The sequence below is a fragment of the Halomonas rhizosphaerae genome (assembly GCF_030012485.1).
Lineage (GTDB): Bacteria > Pseudomonadota > Gammaproteobacteria > Pseudomonadales > Halomonadaceae > Halomonas > Halomonas rhizosphaerae.
Map to the genome: position 1 here is coordinate 16500 of NZ_JASCQQ010000009.1, position 19189 is coordinate 35688.

Here is a 19189-nt window from a genome sequence, read left to right on the forward strand (position 1 = left end):
TCACGCGACCCGATGGCGCCCGCCGTCGGGTCGCTGTATCTGGCAGGCGCATCCCGCTACAATGGCGCCCAATCCGACCAGAGCCCGCCAGCCGACCGCAACGCGATCCATCCTGTCGGCCGTGGCCCGACACCCACAAGGCAGAATCGACTCGATGTCCCAAGACGCAACCGCCGACCCCCTCAAGCACATCCGCAACTTCTCGATCATCGCGCACATCGACCACGGCAAGTCGACCCTGGCCGATCGCCTGATCCAGACCTGCGGTGGGCTGACCGAGCGTGAGCTCAAGGAGCAGGTGCTCGATTCCATGGACCTCGAACGCGAGCGTGGCATCACCATCAAGGCGCAGTCGGTGACGCTGGACTACCACGCCCAGGACGGCAATACCTACCAGCTGAACTTCATCGACACCCCGGGACACGTGGACTTCTCCTACGAGGTGTCGCGTTCGCTGTATGCCTGCGAAGGCGCACTGCTGGTGGTCGATGCCGGCCAGGGCGTCGAGGCCCAGTCGGTGGCCAACTGCTATACCGCTATCGAGCAAGGCCTCGAGGTGCTGCCGGTGCTCAACAAGATGGACCTGCCCCAGGCCGACCCGGACAAGGTCTCTCACGAGATCGAGGAGATCATCGGGCTGGACGCCACCGACGCCTGCCAGGTCTCGGCCAAGAGCGGGCTGGGGATCGACGCGCTGCTCGAACGCCTGGTGCGCGACATCCCGCCGCCCAAGGGTGACCCCAAGGCCCCCCTACAGGCGCTGATCATCGACTCCTGGTTCGACAATTACCTGGGCGTGGTCTCGCTGGTGCGGATCTTCGACGGCACCCTGAAGAAGGGCGAGAAGATCCGCATCAAGTCCACCGGGCGTGACTGGCAGGCCAACGAGGTGGGCATCTTCACTCCGCTGCGTCGTGAAACCGGCATCCTGCGCGCCGGTGAGGTGGGGTTCATCGTGGCCGGTATCAAGGAGATCCAGGGTGCCCCGGTGGGGGATACCATCACCCATACCAGGACCCCTGACGTCGCGCGTCTGCCCGGCTTCCAGAAGGTCAAGCCGCAGGTCTATGCCGGGATGTTCCCGGTCAGCGCCGACGACTACGAGGACTTCCGCGACGCCCTGGAGAAGCTGGCGCTCAACGATGCCTCGCTGGACTACGAGCCGGAGAACTCCGACGCCCTGGGCTTCGGCTTCCGCGTCGGCTTCCTCGGCACCCTGCACATGGAGATCGTCCAGGAGCGCCTCGAGCGCGAGTACGACCTGGACCTGCTGACCACGGCGCCCACCGTGGTCTATGAGCTGCTGCTCAAGAATGGCGAGGTCATTTACGTCGCCAACCCCTCCAAGCTGCCCGACATGGCTGACGTGGAGGAGATGCGCGAGCCCATCGTGCGCGCCAGCATCCTGGTGCCCCAGGACTTCGTCGGCAATGTCATCACCGAGTGCGAGCAGCGCCGCGGCACCCAGCTCGACATGCAGTTCCTCGGCAGCCAGATCCAGCTCACCTATGAGCTGCCGATGAGCGAGGTGGTGATGGACTTCTTCGACCGCCTGAAGTCCATCTCCAAGGGTTATGCGTCGCTCGAGTACAATTTCGAGCGTTTCCAGGCTGCCAAGCTGGTGCGCCTGGACGTGCTGATCAACGGTGACCGGGTCGATGCCCTGGCGGTGATCATCCATCGCGATCACGCCCACAGCCGCGGTCGCCTGCTGGTCGAGAAGATGAAGGAGCTGATCCCGCGGCAGATGTTCGATGTGGCGATCCAGGCCGCCATCGGCGGCCAGGTGGTGGCGCGCTCCACCGTCAAGGCGCTGCGCAAGAACGTCACCGCCAAGTGCTACGGCGGCGACGTGAGTCGCAAGAAGAAACTGCTCGAGAAGCAGAAGGCGGGCAAGAAGCGCATGAAGCAGGTCGGTCGAGTGGAGATTCCCCAGGACGCCTTCCTTGCCGTGCTCAGGGTCAATGACTAGGAACGGATAACCCCATGGACTTCTCTCTGATGCTGGTGGTGGCGGTGGCCGTCACCGGCGTGATCTGGCTGCTCGATCTGCTCTGGTGGCGTCCTGCCCGCCGGCAGCGCCTGGCCACCGCCGAGGCCGGCACGACCGAGGGGCTCGATGAGCGGGCCCGCGAGAAGGCGCTCAAGGAGCCCTGGCCGGTCGACTATGCCCGCTCCTTCTTCCCGGTGCTGCTGGTGGTGCTGATACTGCGCAGCTTCGTGGTCGAACCCTTTCAGATCCCGTCCGGGTCGATGCGACCGACGCTGGAGGTCGGCGACTTCATCCTGGTCAACAAGTTCGCCTATGGCCTGCGCTTGCCGGTGGTCAATACCCGCATCCTGGAGGTCGGCGAGCCGGAGCGGGGTGACGTCATGGTGTTTCGCTTTCCCGACGAGCCCGCCGTGAACTTCATCAAGCGGGTGGTGGGCCTGCCGGGCGACCGGATCCGTTATGAGGACAAGCAGCTCTTCGTCAATGGCGAGGCGGTGCCCAAGGCGCTGCTCGAGGCCGGCCCCGCCGCGGCGCCCACCGAGCTGTTGCTGGCCGAGCAACTGGGCGAGCTGGAACACCGTATCTACAATAATCCTCGGGACCCGGGTCCCCAGGTGCGCGAGCTTGAGGTGCCGCAGGGGCACTACTTCACCATGGGCGATAACCGTGATCACTCCAACGACAGCCGTTACTGGGGCTTCGTGCCGGAGGAGAACATCGTCGGGCGCGCCTTCGCCGTCTGGATGCACTGGGACGGTGGACTGCCGAGCTTCACCAGCGTGCGCCGTATCCAGTAGGGCGACACCTGCCGCCCCTCGGACCCGGCGGCTCGCGCGCGTCGCCGGGTCCACCGACACGACCCCCCATGTCCATCATCGAATATTAGTCAGGAGCTCCGTGAGCAACTCCCTCAACGCCTTCAGCCGCCGCATCGGCCATACGTTCGCCGACCCCGGTCTGCTCGAGCTGGCCATGACCCATCGCAGCTACGGCGGCCAGAACAACGAACGCCTCGAGTTTCTCGGTGATTCCATCGTCAACTTCATCATCGCCGAGGCACTCTTCCAGCGCTTCCCCCAGGCCAGGGAAGGCCAGCTGTCGCGGCTGCGTGCGCGCCTGGTCAAGGGGCAGACACTGGCCGAGCTGGCCCGGGAGATGGCCTTCGGCGAATGCCTGCGGCTGGGGTCCGGCGAGATGAAGAGCGGTGGCCATCGTCGTGAATCGATTCTCGCCGATGCCGTCGAGGCGGTGCTCGGCGCGATCTACCTGGATGCCGGCATGGAAGTCGCCCGGGCGCGGGTGCTCTCCTGGTATGCCGAGCGGCTGGAGGCCATCAGCCTCGACGATACCCAGAAGGACCCCAAGACCCGCCTGCAGGAGTTCCTGCAGTCACGCCAGGTGCCCCTGCCGCGCTACGAGGTGACCTCGGTGGAGGGCGAGGCCCATGCCCAGACCTTCACCGTCGAGTGCCACGTCGAGATGCTCGAGAAGCACACCCTGGGCGTCGGATCGAGCCGGCGTCATGCCGAGCAGCAGGCCGCCGCCCAGGCGCTCTCTCGCCTCGAACCGGTCAAGTCCAACAGCACGGGGGACCGTCCATGACCACCACCTGCGGCTTCGTGGCCATCGTCGGCCGCCCCAATGTCGGCAAGTCGACGCTCATGAACCGGATCCTCGGCCAGAAGGTCTCGATCACCTCGCGGCGTCCCCAGACCACTCGCCATCAGGTGATGGGCATCAAGACCGAGGGGGAGGCCCAGTTCATCTACGTCGACACCCCCGGCATCCACATCATGGCCAAGGATCGTAACAAGGCGATCAATCGCTTCATGAACCAGGCCGCCGTCCAGGCCCTGCGTGACGTGGACTGCGTGGTCTTCATCATCGACCGTACCCGCTGGAGCGACGAGGACCAGGTGGTGCTGCAGCGCCTCGAACACGTCGAGGCGCCGGTGATCCTGGCCGTCAACAAGGTCGACCGCCTGCAGGACAAGGCCAGCCTGTTGCCCTGGCTGGAGCAGGTCGGCGCGCGCCGCGACTTCGCCGCCATCGTGCCGATCTCCGCCAAGCACGGCACCAACGTCCCGGAGCTGGAGGGCGAGGTGGCCAAGCACCTGCCGCAGAGCGTGCACTACTTTCCCGAGGATCAGATCACCGACAAGAGCCAGCGCTTCCTGGCCGCCGAACTGGTGCGCGAGAAGGTCATGCGCCAGCTGGGCGACGAGTTGCCCTACCAGATGACCGTGGAGATCGAGGAGTTCCGCGACGAAGGGCGAGTGGTGCACATCAGCGCACTGATCCTCGTCGAACGGGCCGGGCAGAAGAAGATCCTGATCGGCGAGAACGGCGAGCGCATCAAGAACATCGGTCGTGAGGCGCGCCTCGACATGGAGCGTGCCCTGGGGGCCAAGGTGATGCTCAACCTGTGGGTCAAGGTCAAGCGCGGCTGGTCCGACGACGAGCGTGCGCTGAAGAGCCTGGGCTACGACCTGGATTAGATGCAGCCTGCCCCCGCCTTCCTGCTGCACAAGCGGCCCTACCGCGAGACCAGCGCCCTGGTGGAGCTGCTGACGCTGCACCACGGCCGCGTCAGGGCCGTGGCCCAGGGCGTCCAGCGCCCCGGTTCGCGTTCGCGAGGCCGGCTGCAGCCTTTCGCCCCGCTGCATGTCACCTGGGTCGGCGAGGGCGAGCTCAAGCGACTGCGGTTGATGGAGGGACGCGGCAGTGTGGCCCTACTCGCCGGCGAGGGGCTTCTCTGTGGCCTCTATGCCAACGAACTCCTGACGCGGGTACTGCCGGTGGAGCTGCCGGTCCCCGAGGTCTTTGCCTTCTACACCGCCATGCTCGAGGTGCTGCCCCGGCCCGAGGGGCGCGCCGGTGCGCTGCGTCGGCTCGAGGTGGCCGCGCTCGAAGCGCTGGACGCCTGGCCGCGCTTCACCGACCCGGAGGGGGGCGAACTCGACCCCCAGCGTCGCTATGTCCTCGATCCGGCCTCGCGGGCCTTCGTGGCCGGCGAGGGCGGCATCGACGGGCGCACCCTGCGCCTGCTGGCCCGCGGCGACTGGGCCGAGCCGGGGCTCGCCGGTCCCGCCAAGGCGGTCACCCGGGCGGCGCTGGCCCCGCTGCTCGGCAGCCGTCCGCTGCGCTCCCGCGAGCTGATGCGCCAGCTTGCCCAGCGCCGGCGGGCCGGTTCACACTGATGGCTTTCTGGCACTTCTCGCAATGACCGTGAGGGGCGCCGGGGGTAGGCCGAAGAGGAGGTCCTATGCCATGGATGGCATCGGTAGCGCCCAGGGATGGGTTCACAGCGCCTCCTCGCAGGGCTGCCGCCGGATCAGCCCCGAGCCCACGGCTCAGGCGGGTTGCTTATTCCTGATTTTCCGACCCCCATGGAGTCCCCATGCATCCCCCCCGTATCCTGCTCGGCGTCAATATCGACCATATCGCCACCCTGCGCCAGGCCCGTGGCACCCGCTACCCGGACCCGGTCCAGGCGGCCCTGCTCGCCGAGGAGGCCGGCGCCGACGGCATCACCGTGCACCTGCGCGAGGACCGTCGCCATATCCAGGAGCGCGACGTGCGCCTGCTGGCCGAGGTGCTCAATACGCGCATGAACCTGGAGATGGCGGTCACCGAGGAGATGCTGTGCCTGGCAGAGCAGCTGTCTCCGGCCCATGTCTGCCTGGTGCCCGAGAAGCGCGAGGAGCTGACCACCGAGGGCGGGCTCGACGTGGCGGGGAGCTTTGAGGCCGTTGCCGCGGCCTGCCGTCGGCTCGCCGCGGCCGGCTGTAAGGCGTCGCTGTTCATCGATCCCGAGCCCGCCCAGATCGAGGCGGCGGCCAGGGCCGGCGCGCCGGTGATCGAGCTGCATACCGGTGCCTATGCCGAGGTCGCGGGCGAGGCCGCCCGTCGCGAGCATGCCCGTCTCGCCGCCGCCGCCGAGATGGCCCTCGAACTGGGCCTCACCGTGAATGCCGGCCACGGCCTGAACTACCACAACGTCGAGGCGGTTGCTGCGCTGCCCGGGCTCCACGAGCTCAATATCGGTCACGCGATCATCGCCCGGGCGCTCTTCGTGGGCCTCAAGGAGGCCGTGGCCGAGATGAAGCGGCTGGCCATCGCCGGCCAGGAGGCGGGTTTCGTGGCCTCGCTCGAGGAACACGACCACGATCATGACGAGGAGTCGGACTGCTGCCGATGATCATCGGCATCGGCACCGACATCGCCCGGGTGGCCCGTTTCGAGCGGGCCATGGGACGGTACGGAGAGCGCTTCGCGCTGCGCCTGCTCGGTGAGCGGGAGCGAGAACGGTTCCGTGGTCATGTCCTGCCCGCGGCCTTCCTGGCCAAGCGGTTCGCCGCCAAGGAGGCGTTCGTCAAGGCGCTGGGCACCGGCCTGCGACGGGGCATGCGCTGGACCGAGATCCAGGTGGTCAACGATGCGCTTGGGCGTCCCTCACTGGTCCTCTCCGGCAAGGCCCATGAGCTGGCCGAGGCGGCCGGTGTGAGGTCGGTTCACCTGTCGCTCTCCGACGAGGAGGCCCTGGCGATGGCCTTCGTGGTGCTCGAGGGCTGAGCCGCCTGCCAGGCGCGCAGCTCGCCCATGGCGGCATAGAGGTCGGGGAGCAGCGGCACCACGGCGGACACGCCCCGCGAGCGCAGCCGTGTCTCCAGGGTTTCCGCCAGCAGTCCCAGGCGCGGCGTGCCGCAATAGCGACAGGCGCCATTCAGGGCATGCAGGGCGTCGAGCATGGCCACCTCGTCGTCGCGGGCGACGGCGTCACGGATGGCCCGCTCGCTGTGCGCCAGCGAGTCGGCCAGCTTCTCCAGCAGTTCCCGGGCGAGGGGCTCGCGTCCGCCGGCCAGGCGTGCGCCCAGCTCCAGGTCCACCACCGCCAGCTCCGGGTCCTCCTCCCCCGGGGTATCACCGCGTGCCGACGGCGCGCTCTCCGCGTGCTGCGCCGGCAGCACGATGCCCAGGTGCTCCTCCAGCAACTGGGCGAGGCGCTGCGGCTGCAGCGGCTTGATCAGCACATCGTCGAGACCGCTCTCACGCAGCACCCGGTGCTGCTCGCCCTGTACATGGGCGGTGACGGCGATGACCGGCACCCGCTGCCAGGCGCCGCCGAGGCGCCTCAATGCCCGGGTCGTCTCCACCCCGTCCATGCCCGCCATGCGGATGTCCATCAACACCATGTCGAAGTCCCGGTCATGCGCCAGTGCCAGGGCTTCCTCCCCGCTTGCCGCCTGGGTCACCGTGAGGCCGGGCCCGGCCAGCAGTTCGTCCAGCAGCCGCCGGTTGGACTCCGTATCATCGACGACCAGCAGCCGGACCGGCGGCGCTGACGGCCGGTGCTGCGCGGGGGCCGGCAGGGCCCGAGGCGTTCCCGCCAGATGGCGGTCCACGGCATCCGCCAGGGCCGAGCGGGAGACCGGTTTGCCCAGGACCTCGCCGCCATGCGGCAGCGGCAGGGCCGGCAGGTCGGGGGGGCTGGCGTTGATCAGCAGCAGGGCGGGGCAGCCCAGCCTATCCAGCCGGCGTCGCCAACCCGCCAGGTGCGCCTCGTCGAGGTCCTCGCTCCCCAGCCCCGCCACGACCAGCGAGGCGGCAGGCAGGCTCCCGGCGATTGCCCGAGTGGTGACCCGGGCGCCCCAGCGGGTCATCAGGTGCTGCAGGGCGCGACGCGTGGGAGGGTGGGGCTCCTCGATCACGATGACCTCTCCGTCCAGGCTGAGCTCCGGGGGGCGCTCGCTCTGCGTGCTGGCCGACAGGGCGAGGGTGAAGGAGAAGGTCGAGCCCTCGCCGGGCTCGCTCTCGACGTCGATCTCCCCGCCCATCTGCTCGACCAGCTGACGGCAGATGGCCAGCCCCAGGCCGGTGCCGCCGAATTCTCTCGGATGGCTGACGTCGGCCTGATGGAAGGCCTGGAACAGGCGTCGGCGGGCCTCGTCGGTCAGCCCCAGGCCGGTGTCGCTGACGCTGACGCGCAGGACCACCCGGCTGGCCTCGGCCTGTTCCAGCATCACCCGCACGATCACCTCGCCCTCGTCGGTGAACTTGAGGGCGTTGTGGACCAGGTTGGTGAGCACCTGGCGGATCCGCAGCGGGTCGCCCTTGAGGTCGGCCGGCACGTCATCGTAGACCAGGCCGAGCAGCTGCAGTCCCTTCTGCTGGGCCAGCGGGGCCTGCAGGCCGAGCACCTCGTCGACCAGGCCGACCATGTCCAGCGGTAGCGTCTCGAGTTCCACCCGGCCGGCCTCCAGCTTGGAGAAATCCAGGACATCGTTGACCAGCATCAGCAGGTTGTCGCAGGCGCGTTGCACGTGGTCCAGCCATTCCCGTTGGCGCGGCTCCAGCCGCGAGCGTCCCAGCAGCCGACAGAAGCCGACGATGCCGTTGAGAGGCGTGCGGATCTCGTGGCTCATGTTGGCCAGGAATTCCGACTTGACGCGGTTGGCCTCCAGGGCCCGACGGTGGGCCAGGTCCAGTTCGATGTTCTGGACCTCGATGGTCTCCATGGACTCCTGGAGCTCGTCGGTGGCCTGCTCGATCTGGGCCTGCATCTCCTCTCGGGCCGTCTCCAGATGGTCGGCCAGGTCATTGACGCGTCGGGCGAGCCCGGCCAGTTCCGGTGCCGGGGGGATGGCCAGCCGCTCGGGCACTACTCCGAGAGTCAGGCGATCCAGGGCGCGGCCGGCATCCTCCAGCGGCTGGCTCAGCCGTCGCGTGGTGGCATAGGCCGCGAGGAACAGCAGCAGGCCGGCGAGCATCAGCGCCAGGCCGGCGCTGGCCAGGTGGCGATAACGGGTAAGCAGCAGGGGAGTGGTGTCGATGTCCAGCACCAGCCAGGCCGGCGTCGGCGCGCCGTTGACCAGGGGGATCTGCAGCAGCCAGCGGCGGTCGCGTTCCAGCAGGCGTGAGGTGTCGGGGTCGGTCGGCGCCGGCAGGTCGCGAACCCTGCCGCGCGCCAGCAGGGGTGCGCCCTGACCATCCTGCAGGCTCAGTGCCTGGACATGGGGCAACGCCAGCAGACCGTCGGTCAGGCGTGACAGTGCCCGGTCATCCTGCGTCGACAGGGCCTCACCCAGGGCCGGCGCGACCAGTTCGGCACCCCGCGTCAGCTGGTTGCGAAGTTCCGCGTGGCGCTGGCGATCCTCGAGCACCAGGACCGCAACGACCAGCAGGGCCAGCAGCAGCAGGGGGAGGCCGAGGATCATCAGCATCAGTCGGGTCTTGAGGGACATCGGTGGGCTCGTCGGGCGGTGAATCGGCGTCCAGTATGCCACAGGGTGGGCAGATGCCTGTCCAGTGTGCAGCCGCAGGGATATAATGCTGAAAAGGCGTTTCCATCAGGAAGGTTACATGCATTTCCCCACTCTCGAGGAGACCGTCGGCCACACGCCGCTGGTCCGTCTCAAGCGCATCACCGCCGGGCGCGGCAATACCCTGCTGGCCAAGCTGGAGGGCAACAATCCCGCCGGGTCGGTCAAGGACCGCCCCGCCCTCTCCATGCTCCAGCAGGCCGAGGCCCGCGGCGAGATCGCGCCCGGCGACACCCTGGTCGAGGCGACCTCCGGCAACACCGGGATCGCCCTTGCCATGGCGGCCGCCATCATGGGCTATCGCATGGTGCTGACCATGCCGGAGAGTGCCTCCGCCGAGCGCAAGCAGGCCATGGCCGCCTACGGCGCCGAACTGGTCGAGGTGAGCAAGGAAGGGGGCATGGAGGAGGCCCGTGACCTGGCCGAGGCGATGATAGCCCGCGGCGATGGCAAGCGCCTGGACCAGTTCGCCAACCCGGACAACCCCTTGGCGCACTACCGCACCACTGGCCCGGAACTCTGGGAGCAGACCGGCGGCACCATCACCCACTTCATCAGCTCCATGGGTACCACCGGCACCATCATGGGCGTGTCGCGCTACCTCAAGGAGCGCAACCCCGAGGTACAGATCATCGGCCTGCAGCCCGAGGACGGGGCCAGCATCGCCGGCATCCGCCGCTGGCCGCCGGAGTACCTGCCGAGCATCTTCGACCCCCGCCGCGTCGACCGGGTGCTGGACATCGGCCAGCAGGAGGCCGAGAAGCACATGCGTCGCCTGGCCCGGGAGGAGGGCATCCTGTCCGGGGTGTCGTCCGGCGGGGCGCTCGCCGGCGCGCTGCGGATCGCCGCCGAGGTCGAGAATGCGGTGATCGTCTTCATCGTCTGCGACCGTGGCGATCGCTACCTCTCCACCGGCCTGTTCGCCCCGGAGCGCTGAGCATGGCCATGCTGGGCAAGCGTCGTCCGAGGCGCGCGGCGTCGGGTGTCTCGGGGCTGCATGGGCGCCAGGGGGAACGCCGGGAGGCCTCCGGCGTCGGCGAGCAGGATACCCTGGAGATCCGGGGGCTGGCCCATGACGGGCGAGGGGTGGCGCGCACCGCCCTGGGCAAGACGGTGTTCATCGAGGGCGCACTCCCCGGCGAGCACGTGAAGGTCGCCGTCCATCGCACCCGCAAGCGCTTCGACGAGGCCCATGTGCAGGAGCTGCTGCTGGCCTCGCCGGAGCGCGTCTTACCCCCCTGTCCCTCCTTCGGGCGCTGTGGCGGCTGCGACCTGCAGCACCTTGCGCTACCGGCGCAGCGCCGCCACAAGCAGGCGGTCCTGGAGGAGCTGCTGGGGCGCCAGGGCATCGCCCTGGCCGCGTCGCCCGAGCTGCTCGCCGGCGCGGGACAGGACTACCGCCGGCGCGCCCGCCTGGGCGTCAAGGTGGACGCCGACGGTGACGTCCACCTGGGCTTTCGCGCGCGCCATACCCATCGCCTGATCGACATCGACGCCTGCACCTTGCTGGTGCCGGCCCTGGACGCCCTGCTGGTGCCGCTGCACCTGCTGCTGGCAGAGCTCGAGGCTCCGCGCCAGGTGGGGCACCTCGAGCTGCTCGAGAGCGATCAGGCAGTGGTGGTGGTCGTGCGGCAGCTGCGTGACAACCCGGGGGATGTGCGGCGCTGGCAGGCCTTCGCCAGGGCCCATGGCGTCCACCTGGCCCGCTGGCTGGGTCGCGAGGCGCCCGAGCTCGACTGGCTGACTGCCGCACCGGCACTACGTTGCCGGGTGCCGGGGCCAGACGGGGACCTCGCCCTGAGCGTCGCCCCCGGGGACTTCCTGCAGGCCAATGCCGAGGTCAATGGCCTGATGGTGAGGACGGCCCTGTCCTGGCTGGCGCCGCTGGCCGCCGGCGAGCGGGTACTGGACCTGTTCGCCGGCGTGGGCAATTTCAGCCTGCCGCTGGCCTCCGCCGGTGCAAGGGTGACGGCGGTGGAGGGTAATCCGGCGATGGTTGCGCGGCTTGGCGAGAATGCCCGCGCCAATGCGCCAGGACGGGGCCTGGACGTCGTGGCGCGTCAGGCGGATCTCGCCGCGCCGCCGGCCGTGCGCGCCCTGCTACAGGAGGCCGTCCCCGAGATGGTGGTGCTGGACCCGCCCCGGGAGGGAGCCGAGGCGGTAAGCCGGGCACTGGTGGAACATCCGGTGCCGCGGCTGCTCTACATCTCCTGTGATCCGGCCACCCTGGCCCGGGATGCGGCACACCTTGTGCATGGTGGCTATCGTATCCGGCGTGCGGCCGTGGCCGACATGTTCGTGCACACCTCACACCTGGAATCCATGCTGCTGTTCGAGTATCCCGGCTCGGCGCGGCAGGCCCAAGGAGCGTCAAGCGATGGTTAAAGTGCGTGAAGAGCAGCCGCTGACCGGGGACGGGAGGGTCGCGATCGACCAGTGGCTCACACGCCTGCAGGACGACGTCAAGCTGCGCGACGTCGACGAGATGCGCCGTGCCTGCGAGCTGGCACAGCAGCTGGAGCTGGCGTCCGACCGCCCCCACAAGGCCTGGCTCAAGGATGGCTCGAGCTTTCGCATGGGCCTCGAGATGGCCGACATCCTGGGCGAGCTCAAGCTCGACCAGCCGGCGCTGGAGGCCGCGGTGCTCTACCGTGCCGTCCGCGAGAAGCTGATCGGCCTCGAGGAGGTCGACAAGCGCTTCGGCCACGAGGTCGCCGGGCTCATCGACGGCGTGCTGCAGATGGCCGCCATCAGCACCTTCCAGGCCCCCAGCCAGGGGCTGAGCCAGCACGACCAGCAGGACAACCTGCGCAAGATGCTGGTCAACCTGATCGACGACGTCCGCGTCGCCCTGATCAAGATCGCCGAGCGTACCTGCGCCCTGCGCCAGGTGCGCGACGCCCCGCGGGAGAAGCGCCTGCAGGTGGCTCGGGAGGTCTTCGATATCTATGCGCCCCTGGCCCATCGCCTGGGCATCGGACAGCTCAAGTGGGAGCTCGAGGACCTCTCCTTCCGCTACCTGCACGAGGCGGAGTACAAGGCCATCGCCCGCCAGCTCGCCGAGAAGCGCCTGGACCGCGACCGCTACATCAGCGAGGTGGTGAATACCCTCAAGTCGCTGATGTCGGCCCAGGGGATCAGCCGCTTCCAGGTCGACGGGCGCGCCAAGCACATCTACTCGATCTGGCGCAAGATGAAGCGCAAGCGCATCGACTTCTCCCAGGTCCATGACATCCGGGCGGTGCGTATCCTGGTGCCCGAGGTGACCGACTGCTACACGGTGCTGGGCATCGTCCACTCGCGCTGGCATCACGTCCCCAACGAGTTCGACGACTACATCGCCAACCCCAAGAAGAACGGCTACCAGTCGCTGCACACCGCGGTACTCGGCCCCGAGAACAAGGTGCTCGAGATCCAGATCCGCACCTTCGCCATGCACGAGGAGGCCGAGCTCGGGGTCTGTGCCCACTGGCGCTACAAGGGCCACGACACCAGCGCGCGAAGCGCCAGCTACGAGGAGAAGATCGCCTGGCTGCGCCAGGTGCTGGAGTGGCACGAGGAGGTGGGCGACTTCGGCGACCTGCGCGAGGGACTGACCAGCGACGTGGCCCCGGACCGCATCTACGTCTTCACCCCGGACGGCCACGTCATCGACCTGCCCCGGGTCGCCACGCCGATCGACTTCGCCTACCGGGTACACACCGAGGTGGGCCACCGCTGCCGGGGGGCCAAGGTCAACGGCCGCATCGTACCGCTCACCTACCGGCTCAAGACCGGCCAGCAGGTGGAGATCCTCACCGCCAGCAAGGGCGGGCCCAGCCGCGACTGGCTCAACCCCAACCTGGGCTACGTGCGCACCTCCCGGGCGCGGGCCAAGATCCAGGCCTGGTTCAAGCTGCAGGCCCGTGACCGCAACCTCGAGGAGGGCCGGGCGCTGTTCGAGCGCGAGATGAAGCGTCTCGACGTCGAGGGCATGGACCTGACGCGCCTGGCCAACAAGGTCAACTACCCCACCCCGGACGACATGTATGCGGCCCTGGGGGCGGGCGACCTGCGCATCGGCCAGGTGCTGCACCAGGCCCAGCAGCTGTTCGGCGAGAGCGACGATCAGGAACAGCTCGACCGCCTGCTGGCCAAGCCCCGCAAGGCGCTGGGCAAGGGCAGTGGCAGCGACATCACCGTGCTCGGGGTGGGCAACCTCAAGACCAGCATGGCCAACTGCTGCCATCCGGTGCCCGGCGACGCCATCGTCGGCTTCATCACCCAGGGGCGCGGCGTCACCGTGCATCGCCAGGACTGCCCCAATATCCTGCAGCTGCGCCTGGACGAGCCCCAGCGCATCATCGAGGTGGAGTGGGGCGAGCGTGCCCGCACCCAGTACCCGGTGGACATCGAGATCCAGGCCTGGGACCGCTCGGGACTGCTGCGCGATGTCACCGGCGTGCTCAGCAACGACCGCGTCAACGTCCTCTCGGTGAACACCCTCACCGACACCGATGACGGCATCGCACGCATGTCCATCACCGTCGAGGTCGACGGCCTGGAGACCCTGGGGCGTCTGTTCTCGCGCATCCAGCAGCTGCCCAACGTCATCGAGGTGCGACGGCTGCGCAGCGGGGGTGGCCAGGGCAAGTCGGGCAAGCGCAGGAGGAGGATGACATGAGCAAGCCCCGGTATGACCTCGATGACCTGCTCGAGCTGATGGCCGTGCTGCGTGACACCGATCAGGGCTGCCCCTGGGACGTGAAGCAGGACTGGGACTCCATCGTGCCCCATACCCTGGAGGAGGCCTACGAGGTCGCCGATGCCATCGAGCGTCGGGCCTGGGACGAGTTGCCCGGCGAGCTCGGTGACCTGCTCTTCCAGGTGGTCTACTACAGCCAGTTCGGGGCCGAGGAAGGGCGCTTCGATTTCCACGAGGTGGTCCATGTCCTCACCGCCAAGATGCTGCGCCGTCATCCCCACGTCTTCCCCGACGGGACCCTGGCCTCGCGCCGCCCGCCGGGGGTCAGTGCCGAGGACATCGAGACCCGACAGGTCCACTCCCGCTGGGAGTCGCTGAAGGCCGAGGAGCGCGCCGAGCGGGCAAGCGACACCCCGGGTGCCTCGCGTGACAGCGCCGCGGCGTCGGTGCTGGACGATGTCCCCCGCACCCTGCCGGCCCTCTCCCGGGCGGCCAAGCTCTCCAAGCGTGCCGCCCGGGTCGGCTTCGACTGGCCGGATGCCCATGGCGTGCTGGCCAAGATCCGCGAGGAGCTCGACGAGGTGGAGCAGGCCCTGGCCGAGGGGGACCGGACGCATGCCGCCGAGGAGGTGGGCGACCTGCTGTTCGCGGTGACCAACCTGGCGCGCACGCTCAAGGCCGAACCCGAGCAGTGCCTGCGGGCCACCAATGCCAAGTTCGAGCGGCGCTTCCGTCACGTTGAGGCGGCCCTGGCCGCCGCCGAGGTGCCGCTGCAGGAGGCCGGCCTGGAGGCCATTGAGCGGCACTGGCAGGACGCCAAGCGCCTCGACACCCCCGTTCAGGAACCGCCGCAAGGAGAGTCCCGGCCATGAGCCATGACCTGCATGAATCGCTGCGTGACAATGTCCGTATCCTGGGCGACAGCCTGGGCCGCACCATCGCCGATGACCTGGGCCCGGGCTTCGTCGACCGCATCGAGACCATTCGCAGCTTCGCCAAGCGCGGCCGCCAGGGCGAGGAGGGCAGCCAGCGCGCCCTGATCGAGTACCTGCGCAAGCTGCCCGACCGGGACCTGCTGCCGGTGACCCGGGCCTTCAACCAGTTCCTCAACCTGGCCAATATCGCCGAGCAGCACTATCGGGCGCGCTTCCGTCGGGTCGAGGACTACAAGCCCGGCTCCCAGCCGGTGCTCTCCGAGCTGCTCGAGCGGGCCCGGGGCGAGGGCCACTCGCCGCGCAAGCTGGTGGAGACCCTCTCCGGCATGCGCGTCGAGCTGGTGCTCACCGCGCACCCCACCGAGGTCATTCGCCGCACCCTGATCCAGAAGTATGACGCCATCGACGACTGCCTCACGGCCATCGAGTCCTCCGGGGACTACCCGGAGCGCGGGGCGCGTGCCCAGGGCCGCCTGGAGGAGCTGATCAGCCAGGCCTGGCACACCGACGAGATCCGCCATGAGCGACCGACCCCGGTGGACGAGGCCAAGTGGGGCTTCGCGGTGATCGAGAACTCCCTGTGGCAGGCGGTGCCCGACTTCCACCGCGACCTGGACAACCTGCTGCTGGAGACCGCCGGCGAGCGCCTGCCGCTGGACGCCGCACCGATCCGCTTCGCGTCCTGGATGGGCGGCGATCGCGACGGCAATCCCAACGTTACGGCGAAGGTGACCCGGGAGGTGCTGCTGCTGGGTCGCTGGATGGCGGCGGACCTCTACCTGCGCGACCTGGAGCAGCTCAAGGCCGAGCTCTCCATGTGGAAGGCCAACAGCGCGCTCAAGGCCGAGGTGGGCGATGTCGCCGAACCCTACCGCGAACTGATCAAGCGCCTGCTTGCGAGGGTCGAGGCGACCCGTGACTGGGCCAAGGCCGAGCTCGACGGGGGCAGCTACAAGGGTGGCCCCATCATCGAGACCCGCGACCAGCTCTATGCCCCCCTGCTGGCCTGCTATCGCTCGCTGTGTGACGTGGGGCTCGACACCATCGCCAACGGCGTGCTGCTCGACACCCTGCGCCGCGTGGCGGTGTTCGGGGTGACCCTGACCAAGCTCGACCTGCGCCAGGAAGCCAGTCGCCACGCCCAGGTGATGGAGGAACTCACCCATGGCCTGGGGCTCGGCCACTACCGCGACTGGGACGAGGCGCAGCGCCAGGAGTTCCTGCTCACCGAGCTCGCCTCGCGGCGTCCACTGATCCCGCGGCGCTGGGAGTGCTCCGCCGAGTCCCGCGAGGTCATCGATACCTTCCGGGTCATCGCCTCCGAGCATCGTGAGGCGCTGGGGACCTACATCATCTCCATGGCCGGGGAGCCGTCCGACGTGCTCGCCGTGGCGCTGCTGATGAAGGAGGTGGGGGGCACGGTCACCTTGCCTATCGCGCCGCTGTTCGAGACCCTCGATGACCTCGACCACGCCGGAGAGGTCATCGACCACCTGCTGGCGCTGCCGGGGTATCGCGCCCTGGCCGGCGACAGCCAGGAGGTGATGATCGGCTATTCGGACTCCGCCAAGGATGCCGGCCAGCTGGCTGCGGCCTGGGCGCAGTACCGGGCCCAGGAGACGCTGGTGGCGGTCTGCGACCGCCACGGGGTCGACCTCACCCTCTTCCATGGCCGCGGCGGTACCGTGGGCCGGGGTGGCGGTCCCGCCCACGCGGCCATCCTCTCCCAGCCGCCGGGCTCGGTGAACGGCAGCCTGCGGGTGACCGAGCAGGGCGAGATGATCCGCTTCAAGTTCGGCCAGCCGGAGATCGCCCTGCGTTCCATGGAGATCTATGCCTGTGCGGTGCTAGAGGCGAGCCTGCTGCCGCCGCCGGCGCCCAGGCCGGAATGGCGCGAGGAGATGGACCGCCTGGCCGAGGTGGCCCATGGCGCCTATGTGGGGGTGGTGCGCGAGGATCCCGATTTCGTCCCCTATTTCCGCTCGGTGACCCCGGAAGGCGCCCTCGGGCGTCTGCCACTGGGCTCACGCCCCACCAAGCGTCGCCAGGACGGTGGTGTGGAGACCCTGCGGGCGATTCCCTGGATCTTCGCCTGGACCCAGATCCGCCTGATGCTGCCGGCCTGGCTGGGCAGTGGCGAGGCCTTCAGCCAGCGGCTGGAGGAGGAGGGGGGGCTCGAGGTGCTCCGCGAGATGCGCGACCAGTGGCCCTTCTTCGGTACCTACCTGGACATGCTGGAGATGCTGCTGGCCAAGGCCGACGTGGGGATCGCCGCCTACTACGAGCACCGGCTGGTCGACGAGCCGGCCCTCAAGGCGCTCGGGGAGCGGCTGCGCACCCGCTTCGGTCGACTCCACGAGGCGCTGCTGGAGGTGCTCGACCAGCAGGAACTGCTGGAGAAGACGCCGTTGATTCGCCAGGCCATCGAGGTGCGCAACCCCTACATCGATCCGCTGCACGGCCTGCAGGCCGAGCTCCTGCAGCGTAACCGCGATGCCGACGGGGCGATCAGCGCGGACCTCTCCCGCGCGCTGATGGTGACCATGGCGGGGATCGCCGCGGGGCTGCGCAATACGGGTTAGGCCTTCGGCCGGCTTCAGGCGGCAAGGCACAAGCGACAAGGAAATCCCTTGTGGCTTGTGCCTGGATGGACACCATCATCCTACAGCTTGCAGCTTGCAGCTAGAAAGGGAAGTGCAGCGAGGCGGTCATCAGGTTGAGGTGGTTCATGGCCGGCGCATCGATCTCCTCGAACTCCAGGCGACTCACCAGGTGGCGCAGCTGCAAGCGGGCACCGAAGCCCTGCACCCTGGCCGTACCCCCGCCCTCGCGAAGCTGGTCACCGCCCCCGACGGGATCTCCCTGCCACTCCGCCAGGCCCGACTTGGCATAGAGGCCGAGTGGCCCGAGACGCACGCCGGCCACCAGGCTGCCTCCCAGGCTGGTGGTGTCGAGGAGCTGCTGGCCATCGGTGAGGGACACCGGCACGTCATCGCTCTCGCGGTAGCTGAATTCGGCGCCGAGGTCGAGGCGGGGCAGGTGCTGCGGCGTGAAGCCGGCGGTGAGGCGGAAGCCCGAGGTATAGCCATCGGGGGTCTCGACGTCGCTTCCCTGGACGATCATGCCATTGTCGAGGTGCACCAGATCCTGCGCCATGCCGCCGTAGGCGGGCATGGCCGAGTCGGCCTGCGTGGGCAGCGCCACCAGCGCCAGGACGCTAGCCAGTGCGATGGCGAGGCGTGAATCCGGTTGCATGTTCCCCGACCTTGAGTCGGCAGTCTGAGGGGGCCGCCGGCCCGGAATCATAGTCACTCAAGACTAGCAAGCCGCCGGAGGTTCCGCCAATGCCGCCGCCCGGAGTCGCAGGTCATGGAGATGGCGTGCCAGGCAGGGGGCCGTCAGCCGGTGCCGTGAGGCGGCGTCCAGCAGCGGGACGAGGATCGCCTCGTGCTCGGTGAGGCGGCCGGCCATCACGTCCTGCAGCATGGAGGCCCGGTTGCTCGCCGTGGCCTCGACGACCTGCCAGACCAGCTGCCGCCAGCCCTCCAGCCCCCCATCGCCGGGAGGGGTCACGCCCTCGGCGGCGAGGATCGCCGCGACCTCGGTGATCAGCCTCTCGGCCATGGGGCGGAAGGGGCGGTCGCGCAACTGCCCGTTACGGATCGCGAACCGGGCGACCAGGGGGTTGATGGCGGCATTGACGGCCAGCTTGCGCCATAGCCGCACGCGGATGTCGGCAACCGCCTCGGCCGGCAGCCCGGCGGCGGTCAGGGTCTGCGCCAGCGCGGTGGCCAGGTCCGCATGGCTCCCGTCCAGGGCGCCGATGTAGGTGTGGCCATGGCCGGCATGGGTCACCCGGTCGTCGTCCTGTACATGGGCGCCCTCGGTGGTGGTGGCGCAGAGCACCGGGCCGTGATGGTGCTCGGTGAGCCGGGGCTGACAGGCGAAGCCGTTCTGCCACAGCACAAGCGGCACCCCGGCGGGCAGCCGGGCGGCAAGGGCGGCGTGGGCCGCCTCGGCGCCGTGGGCCTTGGTGGTCAGGTGCACCACGGCCGGGGGCTCCGCGGGCAGGGCATCGATCCGCGCCATGACAACTGCCTGTACCCGGGCGTCGCCCTCCGGGGTGACCAGGGTCTGGCGGTCGGGAAGCGGGCGGCGGCCGACCAGCCTCACCGGGACCCGTCCGGCCAGCCGGAGGGCGATCAGCCGTCCCAGGGCGCCAGGGCCGACGATCCAGTGGGTCGCAGGGGTCATG

Annotated in this window: 15 protein-coding genes; 12 read left to right on the plus strand and 3 right to left on the minus strand. The window is 69.0% G+C overall.

From position 1 onward, the window contains the following. Positions 1-154 precede the first annotated feature (154 nt). The 7 genes from lepA (at position 155) to acpS (ending at position 6568) form a co-directional block, all read left to right on the plus strand. Positions 155-1972: a translation elongation factor 4 gene (gene lepA, locus QLQ86_RS04200; RefSeq protein ID WP_282736204.1), complete on the plus strand. Its 1818-nt coding sequence runs from the start codon at positions 155-157 to the stop codon at positions 1970-1972. Between the two features lie 14 nt (positions 1973-1986). Further along, the gene (gene lepB, locus QLQ86_RS04205) at positions 1987-2790 is read left to right on the plus strand and encodes a signal peptidase I (RefSeq protein ID WP_282736205.1); all 804 of its coding nucleotides are present in this window, start codon (positions 1987-1989) and stop codon (positions 2788-2790) included. Between the two features lie 100 nt (positions 2791-2890). After that, positions 2891-3595: a ribonuclease III gene (gene rnc / locus QLQ86_RS04210; RefSeq protein ID WP_282736206.1), complete on the plus strand. Its 705-nt coding sequence runs from the start codon at positions 2891-2893 to the stop codon at positions 3593-3595. Continuing rightward, the gene (era, locus tag QLQ86_RS04215) at positions 3592-4491 is read left to right on the plus strand and encodes a GTPase Era (protein ID WP_282736207.1); all 900 of its coding nucleotides are present in this window, start codon (positions 3592-3594) and stop codon (positions 4489-4491) included. The genes rnc and era overlap by 4 nt, the downstream gene beginning before the upstream one ends. Then, positions 4492-5193: a DNA repair protein RecO gene (gene recO / locus QLQ86_RS04220; protein WP_282815986.1), complete on the plus strand. Its 702-nt coding sequence runs from the start codon at positions 4492-4494 to the stop codon at positions 5191-5193. 200 nt (positions 5194-5393) lie between these two features. Further along, complete coding sequence (gene pdxJ, locus QLQ86_RS04225; RefSeq protein ID WP_282815987.1) at positions 5394-6194, plus strand: pyridoxine 5'-phosphate synthase; 801 nt, start codon at positions 5394-5396, stop codon at positions 6192-6194. After that, positions 6191-6568 (plus strand): holo-ACP synthase, encoded by a 378-nt coding sequence (gene acpS / locus QLQ86_RS04230; protein ID WP_282815988.1) that lies wholly within the window; start codon positions 6191-6193, stop codon positions 6566-6568. The genes pdxJ and acpS overlap by 4 nt, the downstream gene beginning before the upstream one ends. On the opposite strand, the gene QLQ86_RS04235 is transcribed toward acpS, so the two are convergent. Beyond that, positions 6508-9237 carry an ATP-binding protein gene (locus tag QLQ86_RS04235; RefSeq protein WP_282815989.1) on the minus strand — a complete coding sequence of 910 codons (2730 nt, stop codon included), beginning with the start codon at positions 9235-9237 and terminating at the stop codon, positions 6508-6510. The two genes, acpS and QLQ86_RS04235, sit on opposite strands and share 61 nt — an antisense overlap. A 118-nt stretch (positions 9238-9355) precedes the next feature. On the opposite strand from QLQ86_RS04235, the gene cysM reads away from it, so the two are divergent. From cysM to ppc, 5 genes are read left to right on the plus strand one after another with little or no spacing between them, the layout of a single operon-like run. Continuing rightward, positions 9356-10252: a cysteine synthase CysM gene (gene cysM / locus QLQ86_RS04240; RefSeq protein WP_282815990.1), complete on the plus strand. Its 897-nt coding sequence runs from the start codon at positions 9356-9358 to the stop codon at positions 10250-10252. 2 nt (positions 10253-10254) lie between these two features. Further along, positions 10255-11700, plus strand: coding sequence for a TRAM domain-containing protein (locus QLQ86_RS04245; RefSeq protein WP_282815991.1), 1446 nt, complete (start codon positions 10255-10257; stop codon positions 11698-11700). Beyond that, complete coding sequence (gene relA, locus QLQ86_RS04250; RefSeq protein WP_282815992.1) at positions 11693-13978, plus strand: GTP diphosphokinase; 2286 nt, start codon at positions 11693-11695, stop codon at positions 13976-13978. The genes QLQ86_RS04245 and relA overlap by 8 nt, the downstream gene beginning before the upstream one ends. Beyond that, complete coding sequence (gene mazG, locus QLQ86_RS04255) at positions 13975-14871, plus strand: nucleoside triphosphate pyrophosphohydrolase (protein ID WP_282815993.1); 897 nt, start codon at positions 13975-13977, stop codon at positions 14869-14871. Before relA ends, mazG begins: the two co-directional genes overlap by 4 nt. After that, positions 14868-17516 carry a phosphoenolpyruvate carboxylase gene (ppc, locus tag QLQ86_RS04260; RefSeq protein WP_282815994.1) on the plus strand — a complete coding sequence of 883 codons (2649 nt, stop codon included), beginning with the start codon at positions 14868-14870 and terminating at the stop codon, positions 17514-17516. The genes mazG and ppc overlap by 4 nt, the downstream gene beginning before the upstream one ends. Positions 17517-17616: 100 nt before the next feature. Here the strand turns inward: ppc and QLQ86_RS04265 are convergent, their stop codons facing one another. Next, the gene (locus QLQ86_RS04265; RefSeq protein ID WP_282736217.1) at positions 17617-18189 is read right to left on the minus strand and encodes a hypothetical protein; all 573 of its coding nucleotides are present in this window, start codon (positions 18187-18189) and stop codon (positions 17617-17619) included. 63 nt (positions 18190-18252) lie between these two features. Continuing rightward, positions 18253-19188 (minus strand): ketopantoate reductase family protein, encoded by a 936-nt coding sequence (locus QLQ86_RS04270; RefSeq protein WP_282815995.1) that lies wholly within the window; start codon positions 19186-19188, stop codon positions 18253-18255. Position 19189: the final 1 nt, after the last annotated feature.

Coding starts and splice junctions, on each gene's coding strand:
- pdxJ (WP_282815987.1), top strand. CDS start 5,394: ATGCATCCCCCCCGTATCCTGCTCGGCGTCAATATCGACCATATCGCC.
- recO (WP_282815986.1), top strand. CDS start 4,492: ATGCAGCCTGCCCCCGCCTTCCTGCTGCACAAGCGGCCCTACCGCGAG.
- QLQ86_RS04265 (WP_282736217.1), bottom strand. CDS start 18,189: ATGCAACCGGATTCACGCCTCGCCATCGCACTGGCTAGCGTCCTGGCG.
- lepA (WP_282736204.1), top strand. CDS start 155: ATGTCCCAAGACGCAACCGCCGACCCCCTCAAGCACATCCGCAACTTC.
- cysM (WP_282815990.1), top strand. CDS start 9,356: ATGCATTTCCCCACTCTCGAGGAGACCGTCGGCCACACGCCGCTGGTC.
- acpS (WP_282815988.1), top strand. CDS start 6,191: ATGATCATCGGCATCGGCACCGACATCGCCCGGGTGGCCCGTTTCGAG.
- QLQ86_RS04245 (WP_282815991.1), top strand. CDS start 10,255: ATGGCCATGCTGGGCAAGCGTCGTCCGAGGCGCGCGGCGTCGGGTGTC.
- QLQ86_RS04235 (WP_282815989.1), bottom strand. CDS start 9,237: ATGTCCCTCAAGACCCGACTGATGCTGATGATCCTCGGCCTCCCCCTG.
- mazG (WP_282815993.1), top strand. CDS start 13,975: ATGAGCAAGCCCCGGTATGACCTCGATGACCTGCTCGAGCTGATGGCC.
- lepB (WP_282736205.1), top strand. CDS start 1,987: ATGGACTTCTCTCTGATGCTGGTGGTGGCGGTGGCCGTCACCGGCGTG.
- QLQ86_RS04270 (WP_282815995.1), bottom strand. CDS start 19,188: ATGACCCCTGCGACCCACTGGATCGTCGGCCCTGGCGCCCTGGGACGG.
- era (WP_282736207.1), top strand. CDS start 3,592: ATGACCACCACCTGCGGCTTCGTGGCCATCGTCGGCCGCCCCAATGTC.
- ppc (WP_282815994.1), top strand. CDS start 14,868: ATGAGCCATGACCTGCATGAATCGCTGCGTGACAATGTCCGTATCCTG.
- relA (WP_282815992.1), top strand. CDS start 11,693: ATGGTTAAAGTGCGTGAAGAGCAGCCGCTGACCGGGGACGGGAGGGTC.